Origin of the sequence: Enterococcus sp. 6D12_DIV0197 (assembly GCF_002174385.1) — a bacterium.
Lineage (GTDB): Bacteria > Bacillota > Bacilli > Lactobacillales > Enterococcaceae > Enterococcus_D > Enterococcus_D casseliflavus.
On sequence record NZ_NIBN01000001.1, the window covers coordinates 2,610,499 to 2,637,396 of the forward strand.

General features: G+C 42.2%; 22 protein-coding genes. 2 read left to right on the plus strand and 20 right to left on the minus strand.

Annotated elements, in window-relative coordinates:
* Positions 1–102: 102 nt before the first annotated feature.
* The 7 genes from topA to A5867_RS12140 form a co-directional block, all read right to left on the minus strand.
* Positions 103–2,181 carry a type I DNA topoisomerase gene (gene topA / locus A5867_RS12110; RefSeq protein ID WP_005229621.1) on the minus strand — a complete coding sequence of 693 codons (2,079 nt, stop codon included), beginning with the start codon at positions 2,179–2,181 and terminating at the stop codon, positions 103–105.
* A gap of 142 nt (positions 2,182–2,323) precedes the next feature.
* Positions 2,324–3,202: a DNA-processing protein DprA gene (gene dprA / locus A5867_RS12115; RefSeq protein WP_087627705.1), complete on the minus strand. Its 879-nt coding sequence runs from the start codon at positions 3,200–3,202 to the stop codon at positions 2,324–2,326.
* A 68-nt stretch (positions 3,203–3,270) separates the two neighbouring features.
* Positions 3,271–4,035, minus strand: a complete 765-nt coding sequence (locus A5867_RS12120; RefSeq protein ID WP_005229617.1) for a ribonuclease HII — start codon at positions 4,033–4,035, stop codon at positions 3,271–3,273.
* Positions 4,019–4,885, minus strand: coding sequence for a ribosome biogenesis GTPase YlqF (gene ylqF, locus A5867_RS12125; RefSeq protein WP_005229614.1), 867 nt, complete (start codon positions 4,883–4,885; stop codon positions 4,019–4,021). Before ylqF ends, A5867_RS12120 begins: the two co-directional genes overlap by 17 nt.
* A 420-nt stretch (positions 4,886–5,305) precedes the next feature.
* Positions 5,306–6,202, minus strand: a complete 897-nt coding sequence (locus A5867_RS12130; protein ID WP_087627706.1) for a class C sortase — start codon at positions 6,200–6,202, stop codon at positions 5,306–5,308.
* Positions 6,203–6,224: 22 nt separating this feature from the next.
* Positions 6,225–8,093: a SpaH/EbpB family LPXTG-anchored major pilin gene (locus A5867_RS12135; protein WP_087627707.1), complete on the minus strand. Its 1,869-nt coding sequence runs from the start codon at positions 8,091–8,093 to the stop codon at positions 6,225–6,227.
* A 64-nt stretch (positions 8,094–8,157) separates the two neighbouring features.
* On the minus strand, positions 8,158–11,733 hold the full coding sequence (locus tag A5867_RS12140) for a SpaA isopeptide-forming pilin-related protein (RefSeq protein ID WP_087627708.1): 3,576 nt from the start codon (positions 11,731–11,733) through the stop codon (positions 8,158–8,160).
* 343 nt (positions 11,734–12,076) lie between these two features.
* Here A5867_RS12140 and A5867_RS12145 point away from each other — a divergent pair, with 343 nt between their 5' ends.
* The gene (locus A5867_RS12145; protein ID WP_087627709.1) at positions 12,077–13,570 is read left to right on the plus strand and encodes a helix-turn-helix domain-containing protein; all 1,494 of its coding nucleotides are present in this window, start codon (positions 12,077–12,079) and stop codon (positions 13,568–13,570) included.
* Positions 13,571–13,699: 129 nt separating this feature from the next.
* Here A5867_RS12145 and lepB read toward each other — a convergent pair whose 3' ends face one another.
* From lepB to A5867_RS12180, 7 genes are all read right to left on the minus strand, one after another.
* Positions 13,700–14,248 carry a signal peptidase I gene (gene lepB, locus A5867_RS12150; RefSeq protein ID WP_005229602.1) on the minus strand — a complete coding sequence of 183 codons (549 nt, stop codon included), beginning with the start codon at positions 14,246–14,248 and terminating at the stop codon, positions 13,700–13,702.
* Positions 14,249–14,279: 31 nt separating this feature from the next.
* The gene (locus tag A5867_RS12155; protein WP_087627710.1) at positions 14,280–15,710 is read right to left on the minus strand and encodes a S41 family peptidase; all 1,431 of its coding nucleotides are present in this window, start codon (positions 15,708–15,710) and stop codon (positions 14,280–14,282) included.
* Between the two features lie 68 nt (positions 15,711–15,778).
* Positions 15,779–16,000 (minus strand): YozE family protein, encoded by a 222-nt coding sequence (locus A5867_RS12160; protein ID WP_005229600.1) that lies wholly within the window; start codon positions 15,998–16,000, stop codon positions 15,779–15,781.
* Positions 15,993–16,514, minus strand: a complete 522-nt coding sequence (msrA, locus tag A5867_RS12165; RefSeq protein WP_016610786.1) for a peptide-methionine (S)-S-oxide reductase MsrA — start codon at positions 16,512–16,514, stop codon at positions 15,993–15,995. The genes A5867_RS12160 and msrA overlap by 8 nt, the downstream gene beginning before the upstream one ends.
* Positions 16,514–17,164 carry a YpmS family protein gene (locus A5867_RS12170; RefSeq protein ID WP_087627711.1) on the minus strand — a complete coding sequence of 217 codons (651 nt, stop codon included), beginning with the start codon at positions 17,162–17,164 and terminating at the stop codon, positions 16,514–16,516. The genes msrA and A5867_RS12170 overlap by 1 nt, the downstream gene beginning before the upstream one ends.
* Positions 17,161–18,147 (minus strand): SGNH/GDSL hydrolase family protein, encoded by a 987-nt coding sequence (locus A5867_RS12175; RefSeq protein ID WP_010749380.1) that lies wholly within the window; start codon positions 18,145–18,147, stop codon positions 17,161–17,163. The genes A5867_RS12170 and A5867_RS12175 overlap by 4 nt, the downstream gene beginning before the upstream one ends.
* A 212-nt stretch (positions 18,148–18,359) precedes the next feature.
* Positions 18,360–19,202 carry a DegV family protein gene (locus A5867_RS12180; protein ID WP_026008095.1) on the minus strand — a complete coding sequence of 281 codons (843 nt, stop codon included), beginning with the start codon at positions 19,200–19,202 and terminating at the stop codon, positions 18,360–18,362.
* 126 nt (positions 19,203–19,328) lie between these two features.
* Between A5867_RS12180 and A5867_RS12185 the strand changes: the two genes are divergently transcribed.
* A complete protein-coding gene (locus A5867_RS12185) occupies positions 19,329–19,982 on the plus strand; it encodes a hemolysin III family protein (protein ID WP_005229593.1) in 654 nt (217 codons plus the stop codon).
* Positions 19,983–20,045: 63 nt separating this feature from the next.
* Here A5867_RS12185 and A5867_RS12190 read toward each other — a convergent pair whose 3' ends face one another.
* The 6 genes from A5867_RS12190 to A5867_RS12215 all read right to left on the minus strand — a co-directional run bounded on the left by A5867_RS12190 (position 20,046) and on the right by A5867_RS12215 (position 26,727).
* On the minus strand, positions 20,046–20,534 hold the full coding sequence (locus A5867_RS12190) for a dihydrofolate reductase (RefSeq protein ID WP_005229592.1): 489 nt from the start codon (positions 20,532–20,534) through the stop codon (positions 20,046–20,048).
* Between the two features lie 5 nt (positions 20,535–20,539).
* The gene (locus A5867_RS12195; protein WP_087627712.1) at positions 20,540–21,286 is read right to left on the minus strand and encodes a hypothetical protein; all 747 of its coding nucleotides are present in this window, start codon (positions 21,284–21,286) and stop codon (positions 20,540–20,542) included.
* 44 nt (positions 21,287–21,330) lie between these two features.
* On the minus strand, positions 21,331–22,278 hold the full coding sequence (locus tag A5867_RS12200) for a thymidylate synthase (protein ID WP_074933007.1): 948 nt from the start codon (positions 22,276–22,278) through the stop codon (positions 21,331–21,333).
* 16 nt (positions 22,279–22,294) lie between these two features.
* Positions 22,295–24,202, minus strand: coding sequence for an ABC-F family ATP-binding cassette domain-containing protein (locus tag A5867_RS12205; RefSeq protein WP_087627713.1), 1,908 nt, complete (start codon positions 24,200–24,202; stop codon positions 22,295–22,297).
* 203 nt (positions 24,203–24,405) lie between these two features.
* The gene (locus A5867_RS12210; RefSeq protein ID WP_087627714.1) at positions 24,406–26,442 is read right to left on the minus strand and encodes a sodium:proton antiporter; all 2,037 of its coding nucleotides are present in this window, start codon (positions 26,440–26,442) and stop codon (positions 24,406–24,408) included.
* 3 nt (positions 26,443–26,445) lie between these two features.
* Positions 26,446–26,727 (minus strand): hypothetical protein, encoded by a 282-nt coding sequence (locus A5867_RS12215; RefSeq protein WP_015510017.1) that lies wholly within the window; start codon positions 26,725–26,727, stop codon positions 26,446–26,448.
* Positions 26,728–26,898: the final 171 nt, after the last annotated feature.

Here is a 26,898-nt window from a genome sequence, read left to right on the forward strand (position 1 = left end):
TTGTATTAATCAAAAGGACCGGCGCTTTCTTTTGTCAGCCAACGATGAGGCTGACCGTTCAAGAGAATACGCCGATTCTTTTTTAACAGGATATCCTGCTAGTTATTTTTGCACATTTTCTTCATAGTCGCCTTTGATACAAACGACTTGTTTCCCGCCTTTGACTTTCTTTTCGACTAAATAATTATCACACTTCGGACAATTACGACCCACTGGTTTGTCCCAAGAAGTAAAGTCACATTCAGGGTAGCGGGTACAACCATAAAACAACCGGTTTTTCTTCGATTTGCGTTCAACGACTTGCCCTTGATGACAGACAGGGCACTCAACGCCGATTTCTTTCACGATTGGTTTTGTGTTGCGGCAATCTGGGAAATTACTGCAAGCATAAAACTTTCCGTAGCGGCCTAATTTGATCACCATCGGATGACCACAAAGATCGCAATCAAAGCCTGCAGGTTCATCTTTGATTTGAATTTTTTCGATACTTTCTTCTGCAGTCGTCAATTCTTTTTCAAATGGGCGATAAAACTGATCGACAACTTTGACCCATTCTTCTTTCCCAGCTTCAATGCTATCCAAGCTATTTTCCATTTCAGCAGTAAAATGCATATCAACAATTTGCGGGAAGAATTCCTCGATCAACGAATTGACGATCTCACCAAGTTCAGTTGGCTCAAAACGTTTTTGCGTCAATTTCACATAATAACGCCGCTGAATGGTTTCTAACGTCGGTGCATAGGTTGAAGGACGACCCACACCGTTTTCCTCAAGGGTTTTGATCAACGTTGCTTCGCTGTAACGAGCAGGTGGTTGGGTGAAATGCTGTTTCGGTTCGATCGATACGGATTGAACGACATCTCCTTCGACTAACTCTGGCAAGATGTTCTCTTTGTCTTCTTTGCCATCATCGCGTCCTTCCACATAGACCTGCATAAATCCTTTGAATTTGATCTTTGAACCATTGGCAATAAAGATGACACCATTTTGATCCAAAGTAACTTTCATCGTATCCAAAATGGCAGGCGTCATTTGACTAGCCACAAAGCGAGACCAGATCAAGCGATACAATTTTAATTGGTCTTTGTCTAAGAATTTCTCCATGGCTTCTGGCGTACGCAAAACACTGGTCGGTCTTACTGCTTCATGGGCATCCTGCGCCCCTTGTGCATTGGCGCGTTTTTTGCCACCGTGAGCGGAGAACTCTGAACCATAGGTGTTTTCGATAAATTCGGCTGCTTCCCCTTTGGCTGTGTCAGCGATTCGCGTCGAGTCGGTACGCATATAGGTAATCAAACCGACAGTCCCTTGTTTGCCAAGGGCGATCCCTTCATAGAGCTGCTGTGCGACCATCATGGTTTTCCGTGTTCGAAAATTCAGTTTGCGGGCTGCTTCTTGTTGCAAACTACTGGTGGTAAATGGTGCAGATGGATTCCGTTTGCGTTCTTTCTTTTCAACCTTTGTCACTTGAAAGTCTTTACCAGAAAGGCGATCGGTGACTTCTTTAATACTTTCAGCATTCGGTAATTTTTTCTTTTTGCCATCTAAGCCCCAAAAATTGGCTTTGAATTTCTTCGTGGCTTTTTTAAAGTTTCCATCAATGCTCCAATATTCTTCAGGAACAAAATCACGGATCTCTTTTTCACGATCAATAATGATCTTAAGCGCCACCGATTGAACACGTCCAGCACTTAACCCTTTTTTGACTTTGCGCCAAAGGATCGGACTCAATGAATACCCGACTAATCGGTCTAAGATCCGCCGTGCTTGTTGAGCATCGACGAGATCCACATCGATCGTTCTTGGCTCTTTGAAGGCTGCTTTGACCGCATCTTTAGTGATTTCATTAAAGACGACACGATTTTTATCTTTTAAATCTAGTCCAAGTAGAAAAGCTAAATGCCAAGCAATAGCTTCTCCTTCTCTATCCGGGTCACTTGCGAGGTAGACTTTTTCAGCTTTTTTCGCAGCAGAACGGAGACTTTTGATCACGTCACCTTTTCCACGGATGGAAATGTAATGAGGCTCATAATCATTTTCGACATCGATCCCCATCTTACTTTTAGGGAGATCACGAATATGACCGACACTTGCGACGACTTTGTAATTTCGTCCAAGGTATTTTTCAATGGTTTTCGCCTTTGCGGGCGATTCCACGATTACTAAATATTTATATGCCATATAAAGAATGGCTCCTTCCTGAATTTTTCCTACTATTATATTCTATCAATCAGTGAACCTATCGTATGCAGATGAAACATACAAATCGTAGCTTATCATAGCTTTCAAGAAAAGGTTTGTCAAGGAAGGTTGATTGGAAAAATCAAAAAAAGGCTAACTCTTGTAAAATATCCGACACGCTAATTGTACATTTTGCACCATCTTGAATCAAGCGGTGACAACCTTTTGACTGATCCGAAATCATTTCACCAGGCACTGCAAAAACTTCTCGTCCGTTTTCCATCGCTAACTGTGCCGTAATCAAAGAACCGCTTCTTTCCTTGGCTTCAATTACGCAGACCCCTTTTGAGATCCCAGCAATAATGCGATTGCGCAGCGGAAAGTGGTATCTTTGCGGTTGGGTATCGTGCGGATATTCGCTTAGCACCAGATGTTCTTGACGGATCTGCTGGAACAAACGGTAGGAAGATGACGGATAACAATGGTCCATCCCAGAAGCAATCACAGCAATGGTTTGTCCACGATTTCTGATGGCTGATTCATGGGCAAAGCTGTCGACACCATTGGCCAATCCGCTAACGATGGTATAATTTTCCGTCACTAGAGGTGGAATCAGCTTTTCGCAAACTTTTCGTGCGTATAAGGACGCCGTTCTTGCACCAACAAAGCCAATCATGGTCGTTTGTAGCAATTGCAGATTCCCTTCATAAAAAAGCATCAATGGCGGGTCCGCAATTTGTCGTAAAAGCATCGGATACTCCGCCGAGAAGAAAGTGAGGTAGTTTTGTGCGCCCATCTTTTGTGCGATGTGTTCGTCTGTCAATCGCTCCCATGATCGCCGAAAAACCGCACGGTGCTGTGGAAGGACCCCGATGGCAATCATCTCTTCCAGCGAACAATTCATCTCTTTTGTTTCCAACCAATGCCAAATGATCTTCCAACAACCTTGCAGACCAATTCCCTGACAGTAGTACAGTTTTATCAACTGTTTTTCAAAATCTGTTGCTTGTTGATACTTCATAAACAAAGCCCTCTTTTCTTAGTAATCTTACTTATAAGATTCGCTAAAAAAAGAGGGATGGATGAAATTTATAGATATTGTTTTACTGGCGCAAATGTTTTTCGATGAATAGGACAGATTCCGTGGGCAGCTAGCCCTTCTAAATGGACTTTGGTTCCATACCCAGCATTTTGATCAAACCCATAAAAAGGATAGACTTCATGAAAATCTTTCATTAAGTTGTCTCGATATACCTTGGCGATGATACTTGCTGCGGCAATGGAAATGGAACGGGCATCTCCTTTGATCAAGCTTTGTTGAGGGATTTCCGTATCGATCGTCATCGCATCGATCAGTAAATACTCGGGCTTGACTGCTAAGTCGATCAAGGCTTCTTTCATTGCTAGACGACTGGCTTGATAGATATTGATCCGATCGATCTCTTCTGGACTGACCACACCGATACCGACAGCAACGGCTTTGTTTTGAATTTCGATAAACAGCTCTTCTCTTTTCTTGGCAGAAAGCTGTTTGGAATCATTTAGACCTAAGATCTGACATTCCTTAGGCAAGATGACCGCAGCTGACACAACGGGTCCTGCTAATGGTCCGCGCCCCACTTCATCTAAACCAGCAATAAAACGGGCGCCTTGCTGAAATGCTTCGTTTTCAAAACGCATCATTTCTTCGTATTTTTCCTGCAATAGCTGGTGTTTCACTCGCTGTTTCTCGTATTGTTGCAGCAGCTTTTGGACCCCCGCTCGTTCATCTGCTTGCAGCGCTTGCAAATACGCTTGGTCATTGAAAGCTGGATCAAATAATCGCTCTTTGATTGTCTTAATCGGTTGTTTCATCTTGGCTTTCCATTTCCTCCACTCGATCTAGTGTATATCGGCCCAATTTCCCTTGCCGAATGTCGAAGACAACGAGTTCGCTTCCTCGATCGTAATTGTCTTTATAGCCACGTTTTTCCGTGATTTTCATCAACAGATCGGGCGCTAACAACGCCTCTTCTTCCGCTTTTAGTTGGTAACGATTCGCGATTCTTTCAGGATAATAGCGGGCAAAAAAATCAAGACCATACAATGCGATATCATCCAAATGGATCAGCTGGTCTTTGATCGCTCCGGTCAATGCCAGCTTCTTGCCGATCTCAGGATCTTCAAATTTTGGCCATAAGATCCCAGGCGTATCTAGAAGCTCTAGATCAGTCCCAAAACGCAGCCATTGCTGCCCTTTCGTCACGCCGGGTTTATTGCCCGTCTGAGCGATTTTCTTCCCTACTAAGCGGTTCATCAAGGTCGATTTTCCGACATTCGGGATGCCGATCACCATTGCTCGAATCGCACGAGGCTTCAAGCCTCTCGCTTTATCGCGAGCAATTTTTTCCTTCAAGACTTGTTTTGCTGTAGGAACAATGGCTTTAACCCCTTGATTGTCTTGGGCGTTGATTGCCAGTGCTAGATAGCCTTGTGCTTGGAAATAATGCTCCCATTTTTTGGTTTGAACGGGATCTGCGAGATCCGCTTTATTAATCAAGATCAATCGTGGTTTTTGTTGTAATAATTGATCTAACATGGGATTGCGGGATGAAATCGGCAAGCGTGCGTCCACGAGTTCAAAAACGATATCCACGAACTTTAATTTTTCACTTACTTCACGTCTGGCTTTCGCCATATGGCCTGGAAACCATTGAATGGTCATTTGAACGTTTTCCTCCTTGGTACTTCTTCGAATTGATAAAAAAGACAGTCGTTTTTATATTCGTGTAGTCTATAGGTGACAAGAACGAAGGCTACTTGCTTTTTTTGAGTCAGAGAAACCCATCAGTGCAGCAAACTAGCTGAACTGTTTGCGGATCAAAGTTCTTTTTCCAACCTGATGCATAGGAAAAGCTTCGAGCGCGTTTGTTTCAACGCTCCTTGACTTTTAATTTTGGGGAAGTGGTTGAATGAAGCATCCTTACCGCTTTATTTTGGTTTTTCCTAACACACTCACAATAGTCTGACTGCTTTTTTGCTATCTTTTATCTTAGTTATTGTACCATATTTCACACGACATGTTTCATTCTGACTAAGGTTAAAAAGTCATTTTCTTCTACTTAGTGAGAAAAACAAACGATCCTTACTTTTCATCAATGGAAGTATTCGAATGAAGACGTTTTTTCCGCTGAATCCTATTACTAATCAACAAGAGGAGGATAAGAACAGTGATCACGCCTAGCATCAATCCTACTTTTTGCTGCTGTGCTTTTTTGGCGGCGGCTGTTTCTTTTTCTTCAACATAAGGAATTCTTTTGCCCCGTACCAATAAACGATGGCTATTGACCATATAGGGGGTACAGGTCAACAGCGTGACGTAATCGCTGCCTTTCACAATTTTTAATGCCTGAGTATCATCAGGGTCGACCATTTTTATCTGATCTACTTGATACGCCAATGTATCATCAAACGTTTCGATATAAAACTCATCACCGATCTGCAACTTAGGCAGATCAGTAAAGAGCGTTGCACTCGTTAACCCACGGTGCCCACAAAGAACCGCATGGGTATCTTCACCACCTATTGGATACGAAGCGCCCTCCAATAATGTTGTGCCTCTTTTTAACAACGTATCGGTGGTTTGATCAAAAATCGGGAGAGCGACACCAATCACGGGGATCTTTAAGACGCCGATCGTATGTCGTTCATAGTAATCAGGTGTATCAACTGATTCTGAGTCCCTTGTTTCTGATAAATCTTGCGTTTCTTTGATTCCAGGATTGCTGGGCTGCTGTGCTAGCTCTTGATTTGCTCGTTCCAACTGGTTCCTTTTTTGTTGTTTTTCTATTTCACTCATTTTTTTGGCTTGGCTTTGGTAGTAACTGATCAACTGTTGATCCAAAATCGTGTTGAGCTGATTACTTACAAAAGGATAACTGATGATCAAAACCCCTAGCAGCAGCAGAACACCCATCAAAAAATCCAATAAAGTTACTTTTCTAGTTGGTGCTTTTACGCCATTTCTTCGTCTGATACTCATCGTGCTTTTTCATCTCATTTACTTACCCTTTCCGTTTTACAAAATAAACCCCTGCTAAACTAACGATCACCACTCCGATTGCGCCCATTAGATACGTGCCGACACCACCAGTTGCTGGTAAGGTTCCTTTGCGGCGGTTAGGAACTTTTTCGGGCTCTCCCAATTGCTCTTTCGTTCCATAAGACGTTTCATGGACTTCAAAAGCGATGCGATTTGTTAGCAGCACGTAATTTTTCGGTGCTTTTACTTCTTCCAAATAGTACGTGCCAAATTTCAACCCGATGATATCAACCAATCCATCTGTTCCTGTGGTAAATTTCGTCGCTTGATCCGCTGTTTGCACCCAAGATACCTGTTTGGTTCCCTCTTCGATTTTCAAGTAGTTGGCATCATCACGGTCTTGATCTCGTACAACAAAAACTGCATCTGCCAGCGCTTCGGTAGCGGTCACAGCCCCATCGACTTTTAAGAAGCGTTTGCCCCCTGTCAAAACTTCCACGCTTGGCGGCGTTTGATCCGTCATGAAATCTGTTTCTACATTTGCTTCATTCGTAAAGCCATTGATAGGCATAGCCTGTTCATTTAAATACATATAATACACAAAGCGCAATTGATTTCCCGGCGTTAGTTGCGGCACAAATTCTGGATTGATGGTTACCGTAAAGCCATGCTCTTTTTCCGTTACTTGATAGTTCGTTGAATCGATTTTCTTTTCTCCATCATACAACGCATAGCCAGTTTCTCCCTCTGCTGTATTTTCAAAAGTCAACGCTGGATCGTGCGCATCGATCAATTGGAAATGTTTGTATTTGTTTTCTGCTCCTACTTTGTCTTGGATACCTAATGGGATATTGACCGTTAGGTGATATTGAATTCTTTCGCCGATTCCCACGTCTTTGCCGTCTAATTGTGGTGTTGTTTTGGTAACATTTGTCGTGTCATTCTTGACTGTTAACTCAACCGTGACGTCATTGCCTGCTGCGATCGAAAAATCCTTGATGGTTTCTTGCTCGATCAAGGCGGCTTGACTTGGGGCTTTCGTTTCCTCTAATTGATAGGTGCCTGCTTCTAACTGCTCAACTTTTAACTGTCCTTTTTGGTTTTCTTCAACATCGATGGTCGTTTCTCCAGCAGCATATTGTTTACCTGTTAAAAAGCGGTACGCTGCTTGTTTGTCAGTCGTCCACGTATAAAGTCCATCGGCTGCACTTAAAATATATTTCTTGGTCTGTGCGTTTCCTTCTTGCTTTGAGATGACAAATTCCGCATCATTCAGTGGTTCGTTTTCCCCCGTTCCTCGTTTATTCACAAGGAGCGTTCCTTCATTTGTGACAGTATTTTTAGGATAAAGATGAATCGTGTCTAATTCTTCTTCCCCGTAAGCATACGACCCGTCTGCTTGTTGGATCATTTCGTAAACAGGAAAGGCGATCACCATGTTCTCAGCAGTGGTAACACCGTCTTTAGGGTCTTCTACAATGGTGTAAACTGCATCCCGATCGGCTTGTTTTTTCGGCAATTCAAAACCCAAATCACCGGCTGCATCTGTTTTCCCGCTAGCTACAGGGGAACCAGGCGCCAAGGTTTGGACTTGACGCTTGGCTTCTTCAACGGATGCCCCTGCAGATCGTTTTTCATAAAATGCTGTGGTCACATCATAGACAGAAAAAGTGACATCGGCTAAGCCTTGGTATTGATCAAACTCTGCCATCTCAGTCCCACTATTTTGAATCAATGAACCTGGCAAATTGACCATTTTCTTTTTATGCAGATGGACCTGTGCCAAATTGCTCTCTGCGGATACTTGCTGATTTTTCGTTCCAAAAAAGACAAATGGCAGAAGTAAAAATAGGAGACAAAACATTTTCGTATGATTAAAAATCTTTTTCATTGTTCTTTCCTCTCTTCTATGTTTGATATGTTTGATATTTTCGTTTATTTCACGAATGGTCAAATTACTTTAATGAGGGCTTATCTTTGCGCGTAACGTACAGATAGCTACCTGTTAAAAGGACTAGTAGACCTGCTGAAAGAATCGCCAGCCACCCATGCCAATTCCCTCCTGTTTCAGGAAGAGACACTTTTACTTGATTGGTGACGATCAATTCTATTTGATTGTTCTTTTCTCCAGAAACAAGAAGATTCGGCTGCAATTTTTCGTCAATCAAGACACTGCCATCCTCTTCGATCCTGATTTTCACAGGTGCTGTTAAACCAGCATAGCCTGCAGGCGTAACAATTTCTTCTAAGGTATAGCTACCCGGTGTTAGATCATGGAAATGAAATACCGCTAACGATTCTTGGGATTCTGGTAATTCTATCGTCTGACCGTTTCCGCTTAAGCGGAATTTGGCTCCCTCAAGCGCTTGTCCCACTTCATCCTGTTTATTGACAACCAAATCAAAAGGTTTTAACTGATTGCCATGGGTAAGAGTCCAACAGTTGGCATCTGCAGCGACGTTTTCCCCTTGATACTGGATCTTTCCGTCTGAACCAACGACAAACTCATAATCACCAGCAATCGTATCGTATCCAAGCGGACCAGCTGTTTCTGAGATGCGATAAGCGCCCGGCTCAAGGATCGTAAATTCAGCCATCCCCACGTCATTCGATGTTTCTGAGGCAATTTCTTGATAATCCCCCGCTGCTGTTTTTTGTTGCAGAGAAAAGACAGCCCCAGCTAACAGTACTTGCTGCTCTTTTTGTACCGTATATTTTCGAATAGCAACTGGAATTTCTGTAAACGGATTGGTGATCTCCAGCGTAATCGTATGATCGTCCACTGTGACGGGTTGCCCATCGATCGTCGTATTCCCTTGCGCATCGATATGAATTAGCCACTCTGTCTGCTTAGACAAATGATGTCCCGCCGGTGCAGTGACTTCCTCCAAACGATAGGTCTGATCTTTTTGCAACACAGTATCTGCTGGCAGCTCATACGTTCCATCCCCTTGGTCCACAAGGGTCACTGTCTCTCCTGCCCCCGTTAATTCAAAAACGGCACCTGTCAGCTTCACCTCTCCTACAGCGGATTTTTTGATCAGGTTTAATGCCAAGGGCACAAACGCCTTTGTGTTTTTCCATGTATAAGCGTCCACTTTTGTCGCTTCATAACCTGCCACTGCTCGCTCATTTGTGACTTGATAATCAAAAGTTTCTCCTTGATTGTTATACAGCGGCAGTAAACGGGTTTCTTCGTACTCCGGCCCATCCTTTTCAGAAAGCGCGTAAACCTTGCTTCGTTCCCAAGTTGTCTGGTCTTGGGCATCGGTCTCAGTAAGTTTGAGATACCCTTTTTGCCAGCTTTTCTCATTGCTGACAGGACTCCTGCTTATTTCAAAATAGATCGTTTCAGGACGACTGGAGGTATCGCCATCGTATTCTTCCCAGTGCTTTTTGATCGTCACCTCCTTCCCAGGTGCTTTGGCGGATGGCACACCAAACAATGCCTTTTGATCGGACTGATGATTCGGATAAAATACAGTTTCGCCATTCATTTGATACCAAGTATCTGGTTTAAAATCCGCTGCTTCTGTTTGAATCCGCACTTGATAAAGAATTTGCAGTTCTTGCCCTTCGCCTAAATAAAGACCAGAAGCATGGATTGTATTGTCAGACATCGAAATGTCAGGCTGCACCGTTAGAGCAGCCGACCCGACACTTTTGACGGACAAGCTATTTTCTTCGTAGACAAATGGCTGCGAAATGGGGTCAGTAATCTCGCCATCGGTGACTGTTGCCGCAATGTGAAGGGCTTTTTTCTCGAGATAGTCGGCAATATCCGCTGCTTCATTGGCTGACTCATAATAAAGATGGCCGTCTTCATCAGTAGAAACCATCTGTCTCATTTTTTTCTCGACATCGGCCTTTGTATACCCAGCGGTTTGATCTCCTTGCAGTTGAATCCCCAACCCATGAATCTCGATACCACGTTCTTTTAACGCCATCGCTTCACCAATCGTGGCGATAAAGGTATTGTTGATCCATTTATAATTGTTCTGTTGATCAAACGCAAAATAGCCATTGTAGAGAAACGATGTATTCATCGGCTGGTCTTGAGTAAGAGAAAAGGCGGTTCCATAATAACTGCCGTCTGCCTGGGTATGCACTTTAGACACATGATAACTGTAAGTAGGAACGCCATCCGTTAGCAAAACGATGACTTTCTTATGTCCATTTTGCGTCGATAGCATATCCCCTGCTTGACGTAGCCCCCTTTGTGTAAAGGTTCCCCCAGCTGCTGTTTCTGGCGTCATCGATCGGATCGTCTCTTTGACTTCAGAAAATTTTCCTAATTGGCAGGTTTTGTTTTGATAATTGCTGCCATCACTGGAATAACCGACATAGCCCATGTAGACACTATCCTGAATGCCGCTTCCTTCAATTTGATTCAAAAAGCGATCCACGCCTTTTTTCACTTCTGCGATCCGTCCCATCTCATTCATACTGCCTGACCAATCCACTACCAACACGATATCGATGGGATCAATTTGACGTTGAACATTCCCTCGTACATTTAGGTAGACATCAAATAGTCCCGGGGTATTCGTCTCTTTGGCAAATTTTCGTAGCGCGAAATCCGCTTCGTCTCCTACACCACCATATTCAATATATGAATGGGTCAAATTTGCTGGATCGCCATTCCATGTAGTTATGCCGTCCCACGTTTCGCCTGCATCCTTGTTCCCCTGATGATTTAAGACATTACTGTTTTCATCAGTTTTCCAGTTCGCCGCAGGATACGTCCCGCTTTGGTATGTCGTATAATCTGGTTCAATCGAAGTAAAAGCCTGTGAAACGGTCGTTTTTTGATAAAGATGTTCTTGTTTAAATGGTTCAATGAGCGTTTCCTCTTCAGAAGCACTTGTCGCCGTTCCTGTCTCGTTTGTCTCTTCCTTCGTTTCTTCTTTCGAAACTTCTTTTGAACTTTCAGTCGACGCTTGCTCCGAGGTCGACTCACTCACGGCTTCTGAAGAGGATCCAGTGCCAGAATTGACTTCTGACGTTTCTGAAGAAGCAGAATTTGTGGCAAGTGGGATTTCAAAAACTGATTCATTCAAAGACAGTAGGTTGTACGATTCTTCATCTTCCTTGTCATATTCTTCGATCTGAATCATCAATTTTAGCTTTTTCGTTTCTTCAGGCAGCTGAAAGATTAGTTCTTGTTCCGTTGGTGTTTGCAAGAAAGCTTGGGTTGTAAGCCAAGACTGTGCGGAATCATCCTTGACTTGAGTCATCTCTTCATTGCTTGTTTTTAATAACGACTGTTCCTTCGTTTCATAGATCGCGTATAGTTGTACCCAGAGACGCTGCTGTTTGTTTTTTTGCGGTAGTTGATAGCATAAAGAAAATTGATGGTCCTCTTGGTGACCAGTCAGTTTGATCTGCTTCGTTTCAGCAATAGTGATCGTATGTTCTTCTTGTGCACTTGCAGTCCCGTTTGTTTGCAAACTCGAATAAATGAAAAATAGTATCCCCCCTAACATACAGAAAATGAAAGAGAACCAGTGGTGTCTCTTTGTCAAAAACATAAAAAGACCTCCTTTCAAAGAATCAAAAATTACAAGCTGATCATACAAGAAAGAAGCAAAAGACACCTCTTTTTTTTATTTTCTGAAAAATAGAACTAATTGGCACACCTGTAGTTATTCATAAGAAAAAAAAGTTGGTTATTTTAAAGTTAATTCATTATCTATATGTTATTTAATAATTTAAAAAAACTATCGTTTTTCACCTGCGATTTCTATTTTTGTTCTTTATGAGACAGTTCTATGAAAAATTTGTCTCAATTTTTCTAAAAAAAAGCAAAAGTTTTGAGACGTGTCTTTACACCGTTATATAAATACGTTATTAATAAAACAAGAAGGTGATCATTTGATTGAAAAAATACTCTTAGATACCCGAGCGTTAGACAAAATCGGACTCTACGGAAAACTATTATCAATTGCTCCGGGTGAATACAACCTAGAGTTCGTGAAAAATCTGACCCACTTAAGTACAACACGATTGAAAAGTTTACTTTCCTCGATCCAACTCGACTTGCAAAACCTCTCCCCAGTGAATCTTTCATTACATAAAAACACCCTGAATCTTCCTAAAAATTTGATTGAATACAACCAATATCAGCAATTTTTAGCGCAAGAAAGCATTTCTTACAAATTATTGTTAAGCATCTTGACCAATCAAGATGAAAGTTTACTGGCATTTTGCCAAAGAAACTATATCAGTCGTTCGACTTGCTTTCGGCAAACAAAGAAGCTGCAAGACCATTTGAAAGAATTCAACGTGACGTTAAATCAGTCCGCTATGGCACTTACAGGTTCGGAGATGGTGATTCGCATCTTATTGTTTAATTTTATCTGGCACATTTCTTTAGGAGATAGTTTGGCGAGGGCATTTGATCAAGAGATCGAAGAACTTTTTGTAACTTACGAAGGAACGAAGTACAAAAGCAAGTATGAGATTGGCAAAAAAGAAGCCTTGCTTCATTGCAAAATCTGTCTATTTCGTATCAAGAATGGTCACGCGACAAATCTTTATCAGTTAACGAACCAGTCCTTTATTCCCAGTGGTGAAAATCTTGATTTCTTTTCAGCGTTTTTTGAAATCATTGATTCAGCGATAGATATTCTTGAGATCAATGCTTTGTTTTTCCTTTTTTATTACTGGCCGATGCTAACTTCAGCGGCAGACGTGCGCCTTCCGATCATTCAAGACTGTTACAAGCATGAAAAATCGGAGTTAAAGGAACTGATGGCTGAATTTGAAGCACACTGCCAAAAATTTCTCTGTGACTTTGATTTCGACCATCAATCGTTTCTTTATATGAATACATATCTTACATTGCTGAAGTTCTGCATATTCAAGCAAAAAGTCCCTCTTTTAAATTTTTTTGAAGCTACTATAATCAAAGATAAGTACCCATTACATACGATTTTGACAAATACGATTCAGAGTTTTTGGCGTAAAATAGCAAATCGCAAAGGCTACGAGTGGTTAAAAGCCTGTTATACGGATCTTGCTTTTTATCAAGCGTGTTTGCTTTACCCCATTTACATCGAAAAGGAACAGAAATATAAGCTTAAAGTTGCTTTTGTCTATGTATCCAATTACTTGGTCTCAATGGAAGTGTTTAATATATGTGAACGATTGCCCTATGTTGAAATTGAACGGATCACGCTGCCCACAGAGGAACCCTTTGACTTTTATATTCTGAGTTCCCCACAGCTTTTACCTCCTTTTACAACCGAGGAAAACACTGCGATCATTGATTTTTGCCGCTACCGTGATTTTGAAACGAATCTATGTCAGAAACTCTTGGCTGCTTTTAATGAAAAAATACAAAGAATAACTGCCAATAGCGCCTAAGTCCACCCTTTTCTCGATACAAACCACATCCTTTTGAAAAAGGATCATTGCTTATACAAAATCCCCCCTTGGAATCAACAGATAATTCCAAGGGGGGATGTTTATTAAGAATATTCTATTTTTCTCAGTCTAAATCAGCCGAATATGAGTCAATGGATAATAAACAAAGCGGGCATTGCCTAAAATCGCATCGCCTGATATAGGACCAAAGGAGCGGCTATCTTTAGAGGCACGTCGATTATCACCAATGACAAAATAACTGTCTTTGCCTAATTTCTCCACGCCCAATAAAGATTCCAAATCAAAATCATTGGTATAAGAGGCAGACTCATGATCGTTGCTGCGGTTTTTCACTAGAAAATCTTCATCTACCGGTTCATCATCAATGTAAAGCTGATCATTGACATATTTCACCGACTCACCCGGCAAGCCAATCACCCGCTTGATATAGGTCGAACCATCTGGCAGCTGGAAAACAACGACATCAAAACGCTGGATCGGTGAAATCTTTTCGATGACTACCATATCTCCTTGTTGCAACGTTCCTTCCATGGAGTTCCCTTCAACAGGAACCGGAATCAGTAAAAATGCCCGAATCAAGAAGGCTGTTGCAAAGGCGATCAAGGCATATTTCACAACTAGCCAAAAACGATCAATCCACTGTTTCTTGGCATTCACAAATCTACCTCCTCTCCGATTTATTCCTTACTTATTTTTCTGAAAGCAAAGACAGTGCTTTTAAGTACGCTGGGTCCTCTGCTTTGAGTTTTTCTGCTACTTCTTTTTCAATTGCTTGGGCAGTGTCGGCATCGACTTCACCAGTTGCCTTTAGGTCATGTGCTTCTTGGAAGGCTTTCACAGCTGCAGTCGTCTCATCATTGAAGGTATCGCCGCTCGTGGCATACCCTAACGCTTTAAGAAATTGATTCAGATTGTTGACAGCCGTTGACGATTGTCCAGCTTTTAAGGCATTATCACGAGGTAATGGCGGGAAATACGCATATTCTGGATAATCCTCTTCATAGTCCGGCATCACACCTTGATCGTTGACCCAATTTTCATTCGGTGTCAGCCATTTCATGACCGTCATTTTTAATTCACTATTATCCCCCAGATCCTTCACATTTTGAACGGTCCCCTTACCAAAGGTTTCCGTACCAACGACTGGGATATCCGCTGATTCTTGCAAGGCTGCGGCAAAAATCTCAGCTGCGGAGGCACTGCCGCCGTCGACTAAAACAACGACTGGCTCTGTGACTTTGAATCCTTCATCCAATGCTTCGCTCGCTTTGGTCTCACTGACAACCCCTTGATTGTTGGCAAACTTCACGATCGTTTGGCCGTTTTCTAAAAACATACTTGCCATGATCTGGACTTGATCCAGCAATCCACCAGGATTTTGTCTTAGATCAAGAACAAACGACTTCGCACCGTCTTCCCGCAACTCGGTGATCGTTTCTTTCAACTCAGCTGCTGTGTTTTCGGCAAAGGAGGTAATATCAATTCGACCAATCGTATCATCATTTTCAACCAGTTCACCATGGACTGTTTCGATTGGGATCACGTCCCGAGTGATTTCCACATCAAAGGTATCTGCTCCACGCTGAATCGTTAAGGTCACCTGCGTGCCTTTTTCCCCTCGAATCTTACTCACGACTTCAGACAATTCCTGTCCTTGCGTATCTTCCCCATCAACTTTGACGATTCGATCATTCATGCGCAGACCACTTTTTTCTGCAGGGGTGTTTTTGATTGGCGCTTGTGCGACCTCGGGATAGTCTTCCACGATCGACAAAGTAGCACCGATCCCTTCAAAACTTCCTGAGAGGGACTGATCCAAGTTATCCGCATCTGATTGGTTTAGATACGTCGTGTAAGGATCGTCAAGCGCATCGGTCATCCCTTGAAGAGCACCCTCAATCAATGCATCCTCATCGACTTCTTGGTAATAATTCGCAAGGATCTGGTCATACAACGACTGGATTTTCTCCATCCCGCTGGCTTCTGTCGTCGTTTCTGTCGCCGGCTGTGTCGTCTGCTGATTTTGCTGGGCTGTTTGCCATAAGTAGACACCGCCTCCCGACAAAATCGCGACACAGACAAGAGAAACGATATATCGGCTTGTCGTTACATTTTTCATTCACAACACCTCTCTGAGAAAAAACAACTTCGTTCTGAGCATTTATGCAGGCAAAACGAAGGACGTTTTTATTTGTTATTTTCGAGATACTCTGCCCAGATACGATCAAAAATATCCATGGATGGCAAATAATCAACGTTTAGTTCCAGATAAGAAGAGACTTCATCATAATCATCACTGTGCTTTGGAAACTGAATATCATGACTCGCATGAGTGGCAAAGATCTGAGCCTCATCTGTATGACTCGGACCTTTGACTGCCATTAAATAGCTATAAAAACTTTTACGCATGTTCTTGCTCCCAATGATCTTCTAAAAAGGCTGCTCGACGGGCATGATTGCGAGCAAAATTTTCAGGATTCTTTTTGTAGTACTCTTGATGTTCTTCTTCCGCTAAATAAAAGGGTTGCGCTGGTTCGATCGTAGTCACGATCGGATCGGTAAAGCGACCGGAAGCCTGAAGTGCTGCTTTGCTGGCTTCGGCTTTTTTTCGCTGCTCTTCGTTAAAATAGAAGATAACTGGACGATAATTGTCACCGCGATCTTCAAATTGTCCAAAAGCATCCGTTGGATCTGTTTGCTGCCAATAAATCGTCAAGAGCTCCTCATAACTGATTTTTTCTGGGTCGAAAATGATTTCTACTGCTTCAGTATGCCCTGTTTGATGGCTTTTGACTTCTTCATAGGTTGGATTTTCGGTATGTCCTGCGGTATAGCCAGAAAAAATCGAATGCACCCCTTCGAGTTCATCAAAGGGCTGGATCATACACCAGAAACACCCACCTGCAAAAATTGCTCGTTCCATTATTCATCCTCCGTTTCAGCTGGTAAATATAAGCTCATTTGAATTTCATCATCTACAAGATTGATTTTGTTTGCCTTGATGAACAATCCGTTTTGCATGCGGAATTGATCCAATCGTATCAGTATAATTTGTTCATCAGCATTGACATCGATCCATTCGGGAAATTTAAAACTACGTTTGATCATTTTCATTACTTCACTGGTGGGCAAATCCAAGGTGCCAATCGATAAACTTTTGGCTTTTAATTGGACATTGCCTTCTTCTGTCACATAAGGATCAAAATAGAGATAAAACGTGATAGGAAACCCTAATACTTGAAACTCGCCTGTTAAGAGTGCTTCGTTTCTCAGCTCAAAATTATATTTTACCTCTTGATCCTTTTGAAAATCAGATAGATAAAAATCAATCAATTGATTGACTTGGCTTTTGTTGCTGTTAACGGTCAGAACAGGACTGCCCTCCCGTTGAACAAGTTCAGCACTTTCATTTAAGCCAGTTTCTCGCTGCTGAAAAATTCTTGAAGCAAAGAAAACCGTTGTCCCCAAAAGGATGCCGACCAGAACTAGAAAAGCAATTTTCCAGTAGTTGATCGATTTTTTAGTGTTTGCAGCTGTTTTTTCCGGCTGCTTCGTTGATTCGCTTGGTTTCATTTTGCTTCCTCCTCTAGCAACCAATAGTTTTGTGTTTTGATTACTTCATCGCGAACGGCATTCGCCATCAGTTGATACCCAAGATTATTGGGATGGAAGCGGTCGCCTTCATACAAAACATTGTTGGTGATATTATTCCCGACAGCTTGCGATGAGTCGGTAGTCGCCGACGTGCTGCTTTGTGTCTCATCAGCATTTGGCGCCGATGACTCAGGTAAACTTCCAGTGTCGGTTGTTTGTGTTGTTTCCTCAGTTGCGTCTTCTTCTGTATCCGCAATACCGACCTCATCACTTAACCCTTTATAGAGCAAATCGTTGATAGGAATAAAAAAGGCATTTTCTTGCTGATTGACGAACGTTTCCGTCTGTTTATTCCAGTTATCAATGATCGTCTGCATGTCGGTGATCTCTGGAAAGTTCAGATAAAATGGATTGTAAATACCCAAAACATAGATTGGGGCATCGCTATTTAGTTCACGGATTTGAGCGAATAAATCTTTTAAGCGTTCATTATATTCTGCCATCGGTTCCGTAAACGTCTCGATACTCAGACCGAAGAAATTGCTTTGGATCACTTTTAAGACGTCATTTCCGCCGACGGTCAAAGTAATCAGGTCCGCTTGACTAAGGTCTTGGCGCAAGTCTTCATCATTTTTGACTCGTTTTAAAATCTGGTCGCTTCGTTCACCAGCGACCCCATAATTTTTGGTTACTAAATTGCTCAGATCATAGCGGTCCTCTAGATCTCCTGCCAAAATAGGCACAAAGCCGCCCCGAGCTGTTTCATCCCCAACACCCTCTGTCAATGAATCCCCAAGTGCGAGGTATTCAATGGCGGATTTTTTCGAATCATTGGCTGCTAGCTTATCCACAGGGGTCAGCAGTGGTTGCGCTTTGGGAACAGCTAAATGAAACAGTACACCCGTTCCAACGGCTATCAGTCCCACAACGATCAAATAAGTTACTAATTTCTTCCATTTCACAGGTATTCAAACTCCTTTGTAATCTTTGCTATTTTAACAAAATTCTCATAAAATTCCTAGTCGCAATCCTTCAAACTTAAGAAAGAAAACAGCTCCCTACTCTCTGAATAGACAAAGAATCGCAGCTTCATTCTGCTTTTTCTTCCTTTCAGCTTTTCATACACCAAAAAGCGATTCGTCGTCAAACGAATCGCTGAAAGGAAGCACCTTTTTTATTCCGTACTGTAAGTGATCGCAAACGCACCTCTACCTGTATGAGTGGCGATGATCGGTGTTGTGTGAAGCAATGGGATCTCCAAGTCAGGAAACAATTCTGCTAGTTCTTTTTGGAAACGTTCCGTGATTTCTAACCCTTCTGCATGAGAAATACCAATTTTCGTCACTTTTGGCATATTCTTCAATTCTGCTTTTAATTCCTCAAACCATTTATTGAACGTCTTGACGCCGCGTCCTTTGACGACTGGAATCAGTTCTGAATGATCAAAATCCATGATCACTTTCATGTTCAGTAAGCTCGATAAAAGACCTTTGGCACGACTGATGCGCCCACCTTTTACTAAGTTTTCTAACGTTGAAACGCCGATAAATAATTTCGTATGCTCACGCACCAGATCCACTTCTGGTAAAACTTCTTCTAGTGTCTTACCGGCTTTAGCCAATTCTGCTGCCCGAATCACTTGAAAAGCCAACGCTTGGTCTGTCGTGTCGCTATCGATCACGGTGACTTTGGCTTTTGATAAATGACTGGCTTGACGAGCCGCTTCCACAGTTCCACTAAGACCTTTGGTCATATGGATCGATAGTATTTCACTGCCATCTTTGCCTAATTCGTCATACAGTTCTACAAAATGACCAATCGGCGGCTGACTAGTTTTAGGTAATTCTTTGGCTTGCGCCATCATTTGCATAAATTTTTCTCCCGGCAGCGTTTCATCATCTGGATAAACGACACCATCGATCATTACAGATAAAGGCACGACATGGATAGCCAAAGCATCACGGACACTTGGTTCCATCGTACTGGAAGAATCTGTCACAATTTTAAGATTTGCCATCATATATTCACTCTCTCTTTAAATCAAGTCTTTTTTCGTGGTAAAATAACCACAGACCATTTATACTAAGTATAACAGAGAGAAAATTTTTTTTCATCTAATTTCGATTCGAAAGGACGGTGCCGAATGCAGCACATGAAGTTTAGTCGCAGATATTTGATCGTCAATGAAGTATTAAATGCAGTAACCCACGGGATCGGATTAGGACTGAGTATCGCAGGACTGGTCATCCTCTTAATCAAGGGGGCAAATCTAGGGTCACCTATCCACATCGTTTCCTATGCCATTTATGGGTCGATGATGATTTTGCTCTTCCTCTTTTCTACCTTATTTCACAGTTTGATTTTTACCAAAGCAAAAAAGGTCTTCCAAGTCTTTGATCATGCCTCCATTTTCTTGCTGATCGCTGGAAGTTATACACCTTTTTGCTTACTTAGTATCCAAGGCTGGCTTGGCTGGTCACTCTTTGTCTTGATTTGGCTACTAGCAATTAGCGGCATCGTTTATAAGTCACTGACTCTTCATAAAAAAGAGACCGTCTCAAAAATCTCCACCCTGATCTACATCATCATGGGCTGGTTATGTGTTATTGCCTTTAAACCTCTGATCGAACATTTAGGCTACTGGGGAACATTTTTACTAGCAAGCGGTGGTGTTTCTTATACTGTAGGTGCGCTATTCTATAGTTTAAAATCCGTTCGGTTCATGCATGTGGTTTGGCACTTATTCGTTATGTTAGGTGCTGGACTGATGTACTTTTCCGTCTTGTTGTATACCTAAAAATGAAGCACTGCTTATAAAAAAAGAACAGGAAACTTTCGCTGCAGAAAGCTTCCTGTTCTTTTATTTTCTACGATAAAATTCAAATTGATGGGGATAATGGTTCTTTTCATCGACGATCCCATCAATCACATGATCAAGTTTCCATTGCGTCCAATCAATCTCTGGGAAATACACATCTCCGTTAAATTCCGCAGCGATCACTGTACGGTACAATTGATCGCAATCGTCAATCATCGCTTCAAAAACACCTGCTCCACCAGTTAAAAAAACGGGATGCTCTTGCTGCTTCACATACGCCAAAATTTCCTCACGGTCATGCATCACTAAGGCGCCGTTGGCTTGATAATCCCGATCACTCGTCAAAACGATCGTCGTACGCTGTGGCAGTAATCTTTTTCCCATGCCTTCAAAGGTTTTGCGTCCCATTATAATCGTATTATTGATGGTTTGCTCTTTAAAAAATTTCAAATCATTCGGCAAATGCCACGGCAGTGTACCATCCGCTCCGATCAACCCCTTTTGATCTTGTGCCCAAAGTGCGATCAACATAAAAATTACATCCCTTCTGTATAAAATGATTCCGAAATAATAGCAGCAACCTGCAGCCGCTGCATCAGCTGAAAAGCTGATTCATGCTCAAATGGATCTTTGTTGCGCTCCTCAAAGCGCAAGCCATCACAGGCTTGGTAAACAATTGTGCCGCCGCTTCTTTGGACATTTCGCGGCCATTCCCCATCGTTTAAATGCGCGTTGTTGTTTTTCAGTAAGGTCGGTATCAGGGAGATTGGAAAGAGAGCACTACCAGCTGCGATATCAACTTCTTCTATTTGAAAGAAGTCAGCAGCGATCTCGTTGATCAAGCGCTCCGTTCTTTGCCACGTTTGCGGATGACTCGCAAACGCCCTTGCAGTTCGTCCTAGGATACAATACGTATTCGCAGATAAAGGCTTTTTGCTTATTGCCACTAGTTCTTCGGGATAGGTCTTCATCCACGTCACCACGCGATCAAAATCACAAATATGCAGCGAATCCAAAGCTGGCAGGTGGTGCTGGGCAGCAAAAACAAGCCTTCTGCGGGCATCCGCTGCTCCTTTTGCTGGTATAAAAATGGCAGTACACTGCTGATTTGATCGAATGGCTTCCTTTAGCTCTGGCACTGTTTCTTCGGATACGGATAGCCAAACTGCATCATAGTGCTGATGCAAGAAATCGATGACTTGCTCAATGAGCGCTGCAGTAATCGATCCAGCATGTCTCTGATGAAAGGTCGCCGCAAAGCCTCGCTTGTGGGTATTTACCATTACGCCTCATTCCTTTCTTTATGAAATGAAACCCAAACAACCACTTAAACTGCGATCGGTGCTTTGATCGTTGGATGCGGATCATACCCTGCCAAGGTAATATCTTCCATTTCAAAATCAAAAATCGACTGTTTTTCAGGATTTAACTGTAAGGTTGGCGCCGGACGTACCGAACGAGTCAACTGTTCCTTCATTTGTTCCATATGATTGCTGTACAGATGAGCATCGCCTAATGTATGGACAAAATCCCCGACTTCTAGTCCAGTTTCATGAGCAATCAGGTGCGTTAATAGCGCATAACTAGCAATATTGAAGGGAACGCCTAAAAAGACATCGGCACTGCGTTGATACAGCTGACAGCTTAAGCGACCCTCATGAACATAAAATTGAAACATTGTGTGACAAGGTGGCAACGCCATCGTCGGTACATCTTCAGGATTCCATGCGGAGACGATCAGACGGCGAGAATCCGGCGTCGTTTTGATCATGTCGATCACTTCTTTGATTTGATCGATAAACCCGCCCGTACTTTTTTCCCAATGGCGCCATTGATACCCATATACATGGCCCAAATCGCCGAAAGTTTCAGCGAAAGCATCATCGGCTAAGATTTTTTCACAAAATAGTTTCAACTCATGTTGATACTGTTCATTGAAAGCTTCATCCACTAATGAACGGCGACCAAAGTCTGTCATATCAGGACCTGTATAAGCCTCACTTTTAATATAGCGTTCAAACGCCCATTCATCCCAAATGTGGTTATTATGTTCCAGCAGGTAGCGGATATTGGTATCTCCCTTTAGAAACCACAATAATTCGCTCTTGATCAAGCCAAAAGGAACTCTTTTTGTTGTCAGCAAAGGAAAGCCTTGGGACAGATCAAAACGCATTTGATGACCAAAGACACTGCGTGTTCCCGTTCCTGTACGATCACTTTTATCATTGCCTTCTGCTAATATTTTTCTTCCTAGATCTAAATATGCTTGTTCCATCGTTCTCTCCTTTACTCTACACATATTCGCTCAAATATTCCCAACGATCCATTTTTTCTGCAAGTTGCGTTTCAACCTCGCTGATTTCTTGCTGTAATTTTTGGAGCTTGGTAAAGTCAGCTCCTTGATGATTCATCTCTTCAGTCAAAGTGGCAGCTTTTTCTTCTAACACCGCGATATCATCTTCAATTGTCGCCCACTCTTTTTGTTCCATATAACTCAGTTTCTTTTTGACAGGCGCTGCAGCAGACTCCTCACTATCAGCAGAAAGGGAATCGTTTTTTGATTCTTTTGGCTCTAGTACACTTGAACTAGCTTTATTGGTATTGGCTGCTAAGTACTCATTAATGGAACCAAAGTAGGACTTAATCCTGCCGTCTCCTTCGAAGATCAGCAATTTTTGGGCAACTTTATCTAAAAAGTAGCGGTCATGGGAAACAGTGATCACTGCACCTGGGAATGTTTCCAAATAATTTTCCAAAATCGTCAGGGTATCAATATCCAAATCGTTGGTCGGTTCATCTAACAAGAGAACATTTGGCTGCCCAATCAATAGCTTGAGCAAAAATAGGCGTCGTTTTTCCCCGCCAGATAGCTTGCCGATCTTAGTGCCGTGCATGGATCGCGGAAACAAAAACTGTTCCAGCATTTCTGCGACACTGACTTGTGAGCCATCCACTTTTTGCACTTCCTCGGCTGCTTCTTGCAAATAAGCAATCATTCGCTGATCAGGGTTCATCGCTTCAATCGTTTGCGTATAATAAGCCATTTTCACAGTCACGCCAATCGTACGCTCCCCTTCTTCTAAAGGCAGGTGACCAGCTAAAATATTGAGCAACGTCGATTTGCCCGCACCGTTTTCTCCTGTGATCCCTAAGCGTTCTCTTGATTGAATCAACAAATCAAAGTGAGACAAAATCGTTTTGTTTTCAATCTTGAAACTCGCATCTTTTAGCTCTAAGACTTGCTTGCCTAAGCGTGTCGTAGCAACATCAATGGCCACTTCGCCGTTTCGTTTTACTTGATGTAGGTTTTCTTTTAAATCATCGAAACGATCGATCCGTGCCTGTTGTTTCGTTGTACGGGCCTTCGCTCCAGTGCGAATCCAAGCCAACTCATGTTTGTACAACTGCTTGCGCTTGTCTTCTTGCGTCTCCTCCACACGTTCTCTTTCTGCTCGAGCATGAAGGTACGTCTCGTAATTGCCCTGATATTCATGTAGCTTGCCAAAAGACAATTCAAAGATCCGATTAACGACTCGATCCAAAAAGTAGCGATCGTGGGTCACCATCAATAATGCACCCCGATAATTTTTTAGATAGCCTTCCAACCATTGGATCGCATCATAATCTAAGTGGTTAGTCGGTTCATCCAATAACAACAAGTCTGGTTCATCGATCAATACTTGAGCCATAGCCACTCGTTTCTTTTGACCTCCAGATAACTCACTGACCTTTTTTTCTAACTCATTGATCCCAAGTTTTTGTAAAATGATCTTGGCAGTTGTATCTGTATTCCAAGCATCGGCTTTATTCATCGCTTCTTCTGCCAACTGATAATTCCGTTGCGTTTGTTGATCCAAGCCATTATTCTCTAAGGCAATCAGCGCTTTTTCATAGTCACGAACAACGCGAATCAGCGGACTGGTGCCTTGAAAAACAGCATCTACAACAGATAATTCTTCTCGTAACTGATTGTCTTGAGTCAAGAAACCGATGCGATAATCTTGGGCGGCAAATACCGTTTGGCGATCGCCATCACCGCGATCCAAACCGGCCAAGATCCGTAACAAACTCGATTTACCCGTGCCATTGACACCGATCAAACCGATTCGATCTTTTTCATGTATCAGAAAAGAAAGCTGATCAAACAGTGTTTTTTCACCATATGTTTTGGTTAATTCACTTACTTTTAATTCTTTCACAGAATCCCTCCTGAGTTTTTTCTTCGCTCATTGTACCACATTTCATCAGCGGAAACGATGAGAGAAAAAAATCAATTTTTGCAAAAAAAGAATGCCTTCGTCAGTCTACTCCTTCGGATCATCGATGTTGATCATCGTTTAGGAATAACCTGACGAAGACACTCCATAAAACGTGCCTTAAGTTGTGCGCCTCTTGAGACGTATTATCGGCGAAACATTCGCTGCTTCGGCTGTTCTTCTGCTCGAGACATCGCATACGATTCTAACAGATTGACATTGCGTCGGTATTCATTTGCCGAAATCGTTGAGATTTTCTCAGCCACTTCATATTCATCGATCGTTTTGCGCTCAAGGTAATAGCCCCAAAGGACTTTCTTAACAAAAATCGGGTCTTGCTCGATCATGATCGTTTCAATGAAATTGCTGTGTTCAAATCGTTTGATGCTCATTTCTCGTTGACGAATAAAAAAATTGATCAGCGAGGAATCATAGACATCTTCTAAATTGCTCAAACTATGAAAAATATATTCACTGTTCTTTAAGTAAATTTTTTGTACTTCAGAAATGTCTCGTTGCTTCAAGGCAGCTTTTAGCTGCTGCTGTCGCTGTAAAAACAAGCGAGGATGAATCAAAATACGGATAAATCGCTGAATAAAGAAGAGCCAAAAACTAAAGAATGAGAGAATTTGTTTTGCGAGGGAATGCTGTTGCTGAGAAATAAACCGTGAATAAAAACGGTAGCCATTTAAGCTGACTTTCCCATTTCGATAAGCTTCATCCAAGCCGTCTTGTTCGATCGATAGGATCAATCCTTGAATTTCTTGGATTTCTTGTTTTTCTGAATCAGTCAAACTATTGCGATACAACTCCCAGCGCCGATTTTCATAGGAATTGATGACAGCATCGATCGCTAAACGGCCTTTATCCGAGAGTTCTTGCTTTTCTTCTGCTTCCAATTGTTCGATGACGTCTTCTAAGATCAGCAAGTGATTGAAGTCGACGCTTTCGGCAGCTTCCCCATCTGCCAAGTATGGCAAGACTATCACGCTGATGATCAATGTCAGTAAGATCACACAAGCGGTCAAAAACAGAAGCAAGCCTCTTTCATGAAAGGGTGCATCATGCACCATCACAGGCAAAATAAAGATGGCTGCCAAACTGACTGTTCCCTTGACTCCGCCAAAAGTCAACAAGGCGACTTGATTCATTGATACTTGTTTTTTTGACTGTAAAAACCAATAGTAAAACAACAAAAAGAGAAAACGAACAAGGAAGATCACCGCCGTGATCACCAAAATCGTAATCACTAGATGCCAGTTTGCATAATTATTGCTCTCCCAGATTGGTGAAAATACTTGTGACAACTCAATTCCTAGAAAAAGAAACACCAATGCATTCAATGTAAAGACAATGGTCGACCAAGTACTTTCTGAAATGTTCGCCAGCTCTGCATCAAACAACGAGATCCGTCGTTTTCTTTGGGCTTGGGCTACACCTGCCACAACGGCTGCGATGATCCCTGAGACCCCGATCATTTCGGCCAGCAAATAGGCAGCAAATGGCAAGAGCAGTTCGATCAATAAGTATACTGTGACATCTTGTGCCGAGATTTTTTCAATAAAGCGCAAAATTCGACGTTTCAGCCACACGATCAAGTAACCGACAAGCCCGCCGCCGATACTAGAGAATAGGAGCTGGAACCCTGCGTTGGCTGCTGAAAAGCTCCCGGTGGTCAAAGCTACGATAGCAAACTGCAATGCGGTAACCCCTGAAGCATCGTTCAGTAAGCCCTCGCCTTCCAGAATGTGCATAATGTTTTTGGAAATTTTCAAACGTTTTGCTAATGAGGAGACTGCCACTGCATCAGTTGGTCCTAACGCAGCACCAAAAGCGAAACAAGCAGCCAGAGGAATCGTGGGCATCAACCAATGGAGCGTTCCGCCGACAGCAAACAGTGTCATTAAAACGCCGCCAAAAGCCAAAAACAATACGATCTTGCTGTTTTTGAGGATTTCAGGTACATCTGCTCGTTCTCCTTCACGAAACAGCAATGGTCCAATGATCATTACTAAAAACATTTCCGGTTCAAAAGCGATTTCCTGTCCCATTTCTGTTAAACCTAGTAAAATCCCTAAGATGATTTGAATAAAAAAGATCGGTACCGAGGGTAATATTTTGCTCGCCACATTTGATAACGTGACGAGAATTGCAATGATAATGACGAGTTCAATAAATTCCATCCATTACCCTCTTTTCTTTCGAATAGCTAATAACAGCTCAAGAAAATCTTCTTTTTTCAAAAGGATCTTATCGTTTAGAAGACCTAACTCCTTTTCGTTATTTTCAATTTCGCATTGGACACGCCGTGATTCCAAGCGGTAAAGATCGTGTTTCATTCGCTCAAATTTACGAAAAAGCAATGGATTTTTCCGTTGCAAGTACTCACGAATCTCTTTTTTTTCAGCTGGTGTAAATTGTCCCAACTGTTTCATCAGTTCTTGTTTGCTTAAACATTCCTTGTTCATGATTGTGCTTTGGGCCCCTTTTTATTATCAATTTATCTTTTTATTTATCGTATAAATCAAAATTATCTCTTGACCGCTAGTATTCTAAGCCAATCATTCAAAAATAGCAAGTCTTTCTCACTAAAAGATGGTTTTCTATCCGCATTCTTATAAACTAAAAAAACCGCAGCT